The sequence below is a fragment of the Flavobacterium sp. genome (genome assembly GCF_044368995.1).
GTDB lineage: Bacteria > Bacteroidota > Bacteroidia > Flavobacteriales > Flavobacteriaceae > Flavobacterium.
This window is the reverse complement of the sequence record NZ_JBIPMS010000075.1, coordinates 1-8234: the sequence shown is the minus strand read 5'-3', so window position 1 is coordinate 8234 and position 8234 is coordinate 1. Positions and strand designations below refer to the sequence as shown.

The 8234-nt window shown below is 31.0% G+C and carries 8 protein-coding genes and 1 pseudogene; 2 read left to right on the top strand and 7 right to left on the bottom strand.

Annotated features, from left to right (window positions below):
* Nucleotides 1–70 precede the first annotated feature (70 nt).
* Together ACIQ2I_RS06350 and ACIQ2I_RS06345 are read left to right on the top strand one after the other, a co-directional pair.
* Nucleotides 71–1075 (top strand): type IX secretion system membrane protein PorP/SprF, encoded by a 1005-nt coding sequence (locus ACIQ2I_RS06350; protein WP_396181595.1) that lies wholly within the window; start codon nt 71–73, stop codon nt 1073–1075.
* Between the two features lie 45 nt (nt 1076–1120).
* Nucleotides 1121–1636, top strand: coding sequence for a gamma carbonic anhydrase family protein (locus ACIQ2I_RS06345; RefSeq protein WP_396181594.1), 516 nt, complete (start codon nt 1121–1123; stop codon nt 1634–1636).
* Here ACIQ2I_RS06345 and murI read toward each other — a convergent pair.
* From murI to ppnK, 7 genes and pseudogenes are all read right to left on the bottom strand, one after another.
* On the bottom strand, nt 1633–2409 hold the full coding sequence (gene murI / locus ACIQ2I_RS06340; RefSeq protein WP_396181593.1) for a glutamate racemase: 777 nt from the start codon (nt 2407–2409) through the stop codon (nt 1633–1635). The genes ACIQ2I_RS06345 and murI overlap by 4 nt on opposite strands.
* Nucleotides 2410–2480: 71 nt before the next feature.
* Entirely contained in the window at nt 2481–2987 is a 507-nt protein-coding gene (locus ACIQ2I_RS06335; RefSeq protein WP_396181592.1) for an OmpH family outer membrane protein, read from the bottom strand.
* A 52-nt stretch (nt 2988–3039) separates the two neighbouring features.
* Nucleotides 3040–3852 (bottom strand): OmpH family outer membrane protein, encoded by an 813-nt coding sequence (locus tag ACIQ2I_RS06330; protein WP_396181591.1) that lies wholly within the window; start codon nt 3850–3852, stop codon nt 3040–3042.
* A gap of 36 nt (nt 3853–3888) precedes the next feature.
* On the bottom strand, nt 3889–6501 hold the full coding sequence (locus ACIQ2I_RS06325) for an outer membrane protein assembly factor (RefSeq protein ID WP_396181596.1): 2613 nt from the start codon (nt 6499–6501) through the stop codon (nt 3889–3891).
* A gap of 7 nt (nt 6502–6508) precedes the next feature.
* Nucleotides 6509–7243, bottom strand: coding sequence for an isoprenyl transferase (locus ACIQ2I_RS06320; protein ID WP_396181590.1), 735 nt, complete (start codon nt 7241–7243; stop codon nt 6509–6511).
* A 1-nt stretch (nt 7244) separates the two neighbouring features.
* Entirely contained in the window at nt 7245–7931 is a 687-nt protein-coding gene (locus ACIQ2I_RS06315; protein WP_396181589.1) for a DUF6089 family protein, read from the bottom strand.
* 109 nt (nt 7932–8040) lie between these two features.
* Nucleotides 8041–8234 (bottom strand): annotated as a pseudogene (ppnK, locus tag ACIQ2I_RS06310) (NAD(+) kinase); the annotation flags it as partial.

Genomic DNA, 8234 nt, shown 5'->3' with positions numbered 1-8234 from the left:
CTATACAGAAAAAGACCAGCAAAAATTATTTAAAGCCCATTTTTCGTTAAAAAGATAAGACAAGATTACTATGAAACTAAGAAATTTATTACTACTTAACCTAATTATTTTTTTTCAATCAGCCTATTCTCAAGAGGGAATTGCTGTTTATACAGATTATTTAACAGATAATTATTATTTGATACATCCATCCATGGCTGGCGCTTCAAATTGTGCTAAATTAAGGGTTACAGGAAGGCAACAATGGTTTGGTCAGCAAGATGCACCATCTTTACAAACAATGAGTTTTAATACTGCTTTAGATGAAGATGGAAAATCTGGAGTAGGAATGATTGCTTTTAACGACAGAAATGGATACCATTCTCAATCAGGGGCTAAATTAACGTATGCACATCATTTATTATTTTCACGAACAAAAGCTGATTTAAATATGCTTTCTTTTGGTTTAAGTACTGCTTTTATTCAAAGCAGGTTAGACGAGACGGCATTTAAAGTGTTTGATCCGCAAATTTATGGTGGGATTACTCAAAAAGATTCTTATTTTAATATAGATATTGGAGCTTCTTATCAATATTTAGATTTTTTCACACACGTAACGGTTAAAAATTTTATTGCTAGTAGAAGAGAATTATATTTAGCAGGAGTTGAGTCAGATAACTTAAGAAAATATTTATGGAGTGTTGGTGCTAATTTCGGTGATACGGATAATATTTCAGTAGAGCCCTCATTTATGTTTCAAGTAACCGAACAAACGGGAGAAAAAGCTATTGATTTAAATGCAAAAGTTTATAAAGCAATGGATTTCGGCACTATTTGGGGAGGACTTTCTTACAGAACAAGTTTTGAAGGCACCCAATACACAAAAGAAAGAGGTATAGTAAATACTCAGAAATTACAATATATCACACCATTTGTAGGTGTTAATTTTAAACAATTTATGTTTGGTTATTCTTACAACCAACTGATTGGAGATGTAAAATTTGATAATGCAGGATACCACCAATTAACCGTTGGATTGAATTTATTCTGTAAACCAAAAGCATACGACTGTAATTGTCCAGCCGTTTCGAACTAATATAATAATCCCGATTTTTTCGGGATTTTTTTTAATTTTTTTTGTATGATTATTAAAGAAGTTAGAGGTAAAAAACCAGCCATCCCAGCAGATTGTTACATTGCGGAAAATGCCACAATAGTAGGTGATGTTTCTTTAGGAGAAAAATGTAGCGTTTGGTTTAATGCCGTAATTAGAGGAGATGTAAATTTTATTTCTATAGGAAATAAGGTAAATATTCAAGACGGAGCAGTCATACATTGTACTTATTTAAAACACCCAACTATTATCGGAAATAATGTTTCTATCGGACATAATGCCATCGTTCACGGATGTACTATTCATGATAATGTTTTGGTAGGAATGGGCGCCATAATTATGGATGGATGCGTGGTTGAAAGTAATTCGATAATAGGAGCGGGGAGTGTTTTAACACAAAACACGCACGTTGAAAGCGGATTTATTTACGCAGGCATTCCGGCTAAGAAAATAAAAGCATTAAATACAAGCGATTTTTCAGGCGAAATTGAGCGAATTTCTAATAACTACGTTATGTATTCCAGTTGGTTTAAAGAAGACTAAAAAACCATATAATCTACATTAAATGCAGTACCAACTAATTCTTGTATTACCTCTGGCGGATTATTAATATAAAAGGAATGAAACACTTCATTTGATATATTATATAAGTTATTCGCTTCTAATATATGTTTGGTTTGTTTGGCAACTGCTTCACCAGAATCAATAATTTTAATATGATTAGGGATTATTTTTTTTATTTGCGGAATCAAATAGGGATAATGTGTACATCCCAAAACAAGATAATCAATATCTTCTGCAACCATCGGTAGTAAGTAATCTTTTAAAAGTTGTGTCATTTTTTCAGAATGCATCGCACCGCTTTCGATGAGTTGTACCAATTCGTAACCAATTTGTTCCACTACTTTCACATCCGAATACAAAGCAACAGTTTGATGAAAAAGTGTGCTATTTAATGTGCCTTGTGTTGCTAAAATCCCAATTTTTTGAGTTTTTGTATGTAATGCGGCAGGCTTAATAGCGGGTTCGATTCCAATAAACGGGATGTTATAAGTAGCTCTTAATACTTTGATAGCATTTGTAGTAGCGGTATTACAGGCAACAATAATAATTTTACAATTTTTGTTTAGTAATATCTCTGTATTTTTTATGCTTAACTCAATTATTTCTTCCTGAGTTTTTTGGCCATAAGGTGCGTTTTTGCTATCTGCTAAATAAATGGTACTTTCATTTGGAAGAAGTGCGTGTACTTCTTTCCAAATGGATGTTCCTCCTACCCCAGAATCGAAAAGCCCTATTGGATTTTTGTTACTCATAAAACAAATGTAAAAAAAAACTGCTCAATCTAAAAATAAGATGAGCAGTTGTAGTATTTATTTTAGTTTTATTAAAAACCTAATTCTTTTTTAACATCAGCTAATAAATCCATTCCGTCAGCTAATAAAACACCACTTCCTACAGTAGAGTCTAATACGTATTGAACGCCTTTAGCACGAGCTACTTTTTGGATAGCTGCTAACGCTTTTTCTGTGATTGGTTTTTGTAATTCAATTTGTTTATCTTGTAATGATTTTGAAGCATCATCTTGATATTTTTGAATTCTTGTTCCCATGTCTTGCATTTCTTGAGAACGCGTTTGATTTAAAAGATCTCCAGCAGTTTCTGCTTCTTTTTGATATTGAGCTGCTTTGGTTTGGTATTCTGCTACTAATTTTTTGTATTCAGAATCATAACCTTCTCTTAATTTTGTTAATTGTGCTTCAGCTGTTTTCATAGCTGGCATAGTAGTCATTAAAGCACTTACATCAATATGTCCAACTTTAGTTTGAGCTGTGGCAACTTGTGCACCAAAAAATAGTACTATTGCAATAATTAGAGTTTTTAACTGTTTCATTTTTAATTTAATTTAATAAGGGTTATTTAATTTTTGATTTAGTTATTATTATTTATTTCTTTTCATTTTTCTTATTTAACAAAGCATCTCTTTTAGCTTTTTGGTCATCTAATAATTTCTGACGTGCCTCTGCTCTTTCTTTTAGAAGCGCCGCTCTTTTGTCATCTGCTTCTTTTTTCTTAGCTGCGGCAACATCTTTACGTTCCTGTAATTTTTTTTCTCTATCGTCTTTTGTAGCTTGTACCGCTTTCTCTTTTTCTAATATTTCAGGATTTTCAGTAGTATCAAATTCTCTTACATCTTTAGTATCTTGAATTTTTTGTTGTTTTTTAGTTAGTTCAACTTTTTTGCCTGCTCTTTCTAATGCTTTTAAAACAAAATCGCTGATGTCAAATCTTTCCGCTGTGAAAAGCATCGTTAAATCAGATGATTTATCAAATACAAAATCGTAATTTCTTTGTACGGCTATATCTTGAACTATATTAAAAACTTGGTCTTGTATAGGTTTTACTAACGCCGATTTCTGGATCATTAAGTCGCCTTGTGGTCCAAATCGTTTTTGTTGGTAATCCAGCATGTCTTTTTCAAGAACGTTGATTTCTTCTTCTTTATCGTTAATTAATTCTTTTGTTAAAAGTACTTTTTCAGAAGCTAAAGCATTTTTTAGTTTTGTTATTTCATTTTTCTTGGTTTCAATTTCTTGTTTCCAAGTAGTTGCTTTTTGTTCCAATTGATTTTTAGCTTCGGCATATTCTGGAACTTTTTCCAAAATATAATCCATGTCTATGTAACCAATTTTTGTTGTTTTTTGCCCTTGTACTGCAAATAAAACAAAACTAAAAAGTAAAACAAAATATTTTTTCATAATTGTAAATGTTAAATTCAACTATCGTGCCACAATTTAAAATTGTTGACCAATGATAAAGTGTGTTTGCCAACCACTTTTTATTGTATCACCAGGAATTGGATCAAATCCATGAGCAAAATCAATACCTAATAATCCAAACGCTGGCATAAATACTCTTAATCCTAAACCTGCCGAACGTTGTACCTTAAAAGGATCAAATGTTTTAAAATTATCAAAAGCTGCACCCGCTTCTACAAAACTCATAGCATAAATTTTAGCCGATTGTTTCATGGTAATTGGGTATCTTAATTCCATAGAATATTTATTATACACCGTTCCTCCGTTTTGCGAAGATAATGAATTATTTGGATATCCACGTAATTGGATTACTTCTCTACCGTCTAATGCAAAATTTGCTAATCCATCTCCTCCAACAAAAAATCTCTCAAAAGGCACAATGCCTCTATCTTGATTGTAGGCACCTAAGAAGCCAAATTCAGCTCTAGTGCGTAAAACGAATTTTTTGTATATTTTAGTATACCAATCGCCACTAAATTTAACTTTGTAAAATTCCAACCATTTAAAACGTTCTTGGTCTACTAAACTTTGATCGGCAACTGCTTCTGTATAATTGAATGTGTTTCCACCCGTTGCATTAACATAAACGGGTAACACGTTTCCGTTTGCATCTGTTGGGAAAACAGTATTATTTCTTAATTTATATTGTTCTTTGTTTTCTAAATTGGCATAATCTATACCGTTAAATAAAGAATAGGGTAGTGTAAATTTTGTAGAAACGGAGAAAGTTGATCCTCTATCTGGGAAAATCGGGTCTAAACCCCTACTATCTCTAGTTATTGTTGAACTAAATGCTAAGTTTCTTGAAGCGCCATTTCCAAAAGTAAACAGGCCGGTGTTATAATTATTTAAATCATAATAAGAAAAAGAAACTGAATTAGATATACTAAAATAATCATCTGGTACTTTTAATCTTTTTCCATAACCAACCGTTAAAGTAGAGATATTAAAACTTTTATCTCTGGTTACATTTCTAGATCTGAAATCAAATAAAAATTGTTTACTGTGTGAAATGGATGTGAAAAAACTAATTGGTTTTTTTCCGCCCAACCAAGGTTCTGTAAATGACAAACTATATACTTGAAATCCCTGACTGGCTTGTAAACGTAATGACATTTTTTGACCATCACCCATTGGTAAAGGTTGGTATGCTTTTTTATTGAAAATATTTTTTAAAGAAAAATTATTAAATGATAGGCCTAAAGTCCCAATGAAACCTCCGGCACCATAACCTCCTTGTAATTCCACCTGACTAGAACCTTTTTCCACTAAAGTCCAATCTAAATCTACTGTTCCAGCAGCTGGATCCATATTTACAGGTTCCGGACGAATGGCTTCAGCATCAAAGAATCCTAATTGTCCTAATTCTCTAACAGAACGAATGACCAAATCTTTATTCCATTTTTCTCCTGGTCTGGTTCTTAATTCTCTATAAATTACTTTATCGTTGGTTTTGTCGTTTCCTTTAACCGTGACATTATTAAAATAGGCAATCGGTCCTTCTGAAATTCTGATTTCAAAATCGATAGTATCGTTTTCTGTTTTAACCTCAACTGGATTGATGTTTGACCATAAATAGCCATTATTTTGATACAAATTGGATACATCTTCTGCGTCTGGAGAAGTTTTGTCAGCAATTCTTTTTTCTAACAAAACGCCATTATAAATTTCTCCTCTTTTAATTCCTAAAATTGAATTTAAAGCTTGATCTGTATAAACTGTATTTCCTAAGAATCGGATATCTCCAAAGTAATATTTTTTGCCTTCTTCAATATTTACGTCAATATTTATTTTGTTGGTTTCTTTATTATATAACACACTTTCGCTAACTACTCTGGCGTCTCTATACCCTTTTTCTTTATAATTTGTTACCAGCGTTCCTAAATCTTCTTTGTATTTGTCTTTTACAAATTTAGAGGCTTTAAAAAGCCTGTAAACTTTCTTTTCTTTGGTGCTTTTAAATGATTTTTTAAGTTTTTTGTCATTTAATTGTTCGTTTCCAATAAAATTAATTGCACTAATTTTTACTTTTTGACCTTTATCAATAAAAACCACCATATCTACTTTTGTATTTGTAGAATCGGCTAGTGTATTAATGGTAACTTTGGTGTTAAAATAACCGTCTTTTTTAAACTTATTTTCTATATAGTTTTTGGTATTTGTAATTAAGTTATCATTTACAATTTTACCTTTGCTTAACTCTGTTTCTTTTACGACATCTTCTCTTTTTCCTTTTTTAACACCTTTAATTTTTATGTCATTAAGTTTAGGCAATTCGTATAATTCTAGTTCAAGAAAAATAGCTTCTCCTTCAATTTTTTTCACGTAAAAATTCACGTCATTAAAAAGTCCTAATTTCCAAAGTTTGGTAATGGCTAAACTAATTTCTTCCCCTGGAATTCTAATTTTACTTCCTATTTCAAGTCCAGTAAATGTAATAACTGTTTGTTCGTTAAAAGAAACTTTTCCAGTTACTTCAACACCAGAAAGTATATATTCTTTTCCTTTTTCTAAGTTTGTTTCTTGTGCATTTATTGTATTTCCTATTAATAATAGGATAAATAAAAATAGTATTCTGTTTTTAAACATTGTCAATTTATCTAATTTGTTCGCTAGTTTTTCCAAATCTTCTTTCTCTTTTTTGATAACTTAATAATGCTTTATGCAGTTCTTCTTCATTGAAGTCTGGCCAAAGCACGTCTGTAAAATAAAATTCAGCATAAGCAATTTGCCATAATAGAAAATTACTTATTCTGTGTTCGCCACTTGTTCTTATTACTAAGTCAACATCTGGCATATTCTGCGTGTAAAGATGCTGATTTATAATTGATTCTTCAATAGCATCTACTGAAATTATATTATTTTTAACTTTTCCAGAAATTATTTTAACAGCATTTATGATTTCATCTCTTGCGCCATAACTTAACGCTAAGGTTAAAGTCATTCTGCTATTTGTTTGTGTTTTTTCTATAACTTCGGCCAATTCTTTTCTTACTCCTTTTGGCAAAGTGTCTAAATTCCCAATCGCATTTAGCCTGATATTATTGCTTTGTAATGTTTTTAATTCTTTTTTTAAGGCACTAACTAATAATTTCATTAATGTGTCTACTTCAATCTTGGGGCGGTTCCAATTTTCTGTTGAAAAAGCAAAAAGCGTTAAAAAGTCAATACCTAATTTAGCACAGCTTTCAACAGTTTGTTTTACAGATTTAGTTCCTTTCTCATGACCAAACATACGCAACATTCCCTGGTTTTTTGCCCAACGCCCATTGCCATCCATAATGATGGCCAAATGTTTTGGTAAGTTATTTTTATCTATTTCTTTTTTCATTTTATTCAGGTGCGCAAAAACATGGGTTTTTACCAAAAGTATAGGTTAAAGTAAATCCTGTAAACACATACCAATCTTTGTTGTTTAAATTTCCAAATTTTAAGGTTTCCAAATTTTTATTTAAAGGATTACTTCCATCTAAATTATCAGTAAAAGTATATCTCGCACCACTTTCTAATCCAATAACCAAATGATTTGTTAACTTTGATTTTATTCCAAAAACCATAGGAATAGCCAACGAATAATGTTGGTAATCTATTTTACTTTCGGTACCAATTACATAAATTTCATCGTAAACAAATGCTGAAATTCCAGAAAAAACGTATGGTGTAAACGTAAAATCAGATTGATGCAAATCGAAATCCAAAAAATTAAATTCTAAACCTGCTGAAAATTCTTTGATATTATTTTTTATTTCAAAACCTCTATTTTTTCTATTTGGTGCATTACTTTCTTTGTCTTTTGCTGTAATAGATGCCATATTATAAGAAAAGCGCCAAGAATGTCTGGTGCTTTTGTTCCATTTGTATAAAACCCCAAACGCCATGTCATTTGGCGACAAATAGTTTTCTTTTCCTACATCACCAATATAATTACTACCACCTACAAAAACGCCTAATTCGTGAATTTGTCCGAATGAAGTGATGCAGCATAATACGCCTATACTATTTAATAAAAATCTTTTCATTTTTTTAATCGTTTGCAAATATAATAATATTGATGTACTAACCATCTTAAACCAAGTTTTTTTGATCATTAACTTGATTAAATAACGCAAAAAAATGAAAATTCGTGTGTTAATTCCTTTTGTCTTCTCCCCAAAGTAGTTTTTTACGAATTGTTCTTAAAAAACCTTCTTCGGGAAATTCGATTATTGAGATATAAAAATCTGATTTTTTAACTGTTAAGGTAGTTTCGTTAGAAACAGAAGTTAATCTAGAATCTAATGAAACCAAATATTGTTCTTCTCTTCCTTTTATTTTTATAGTTA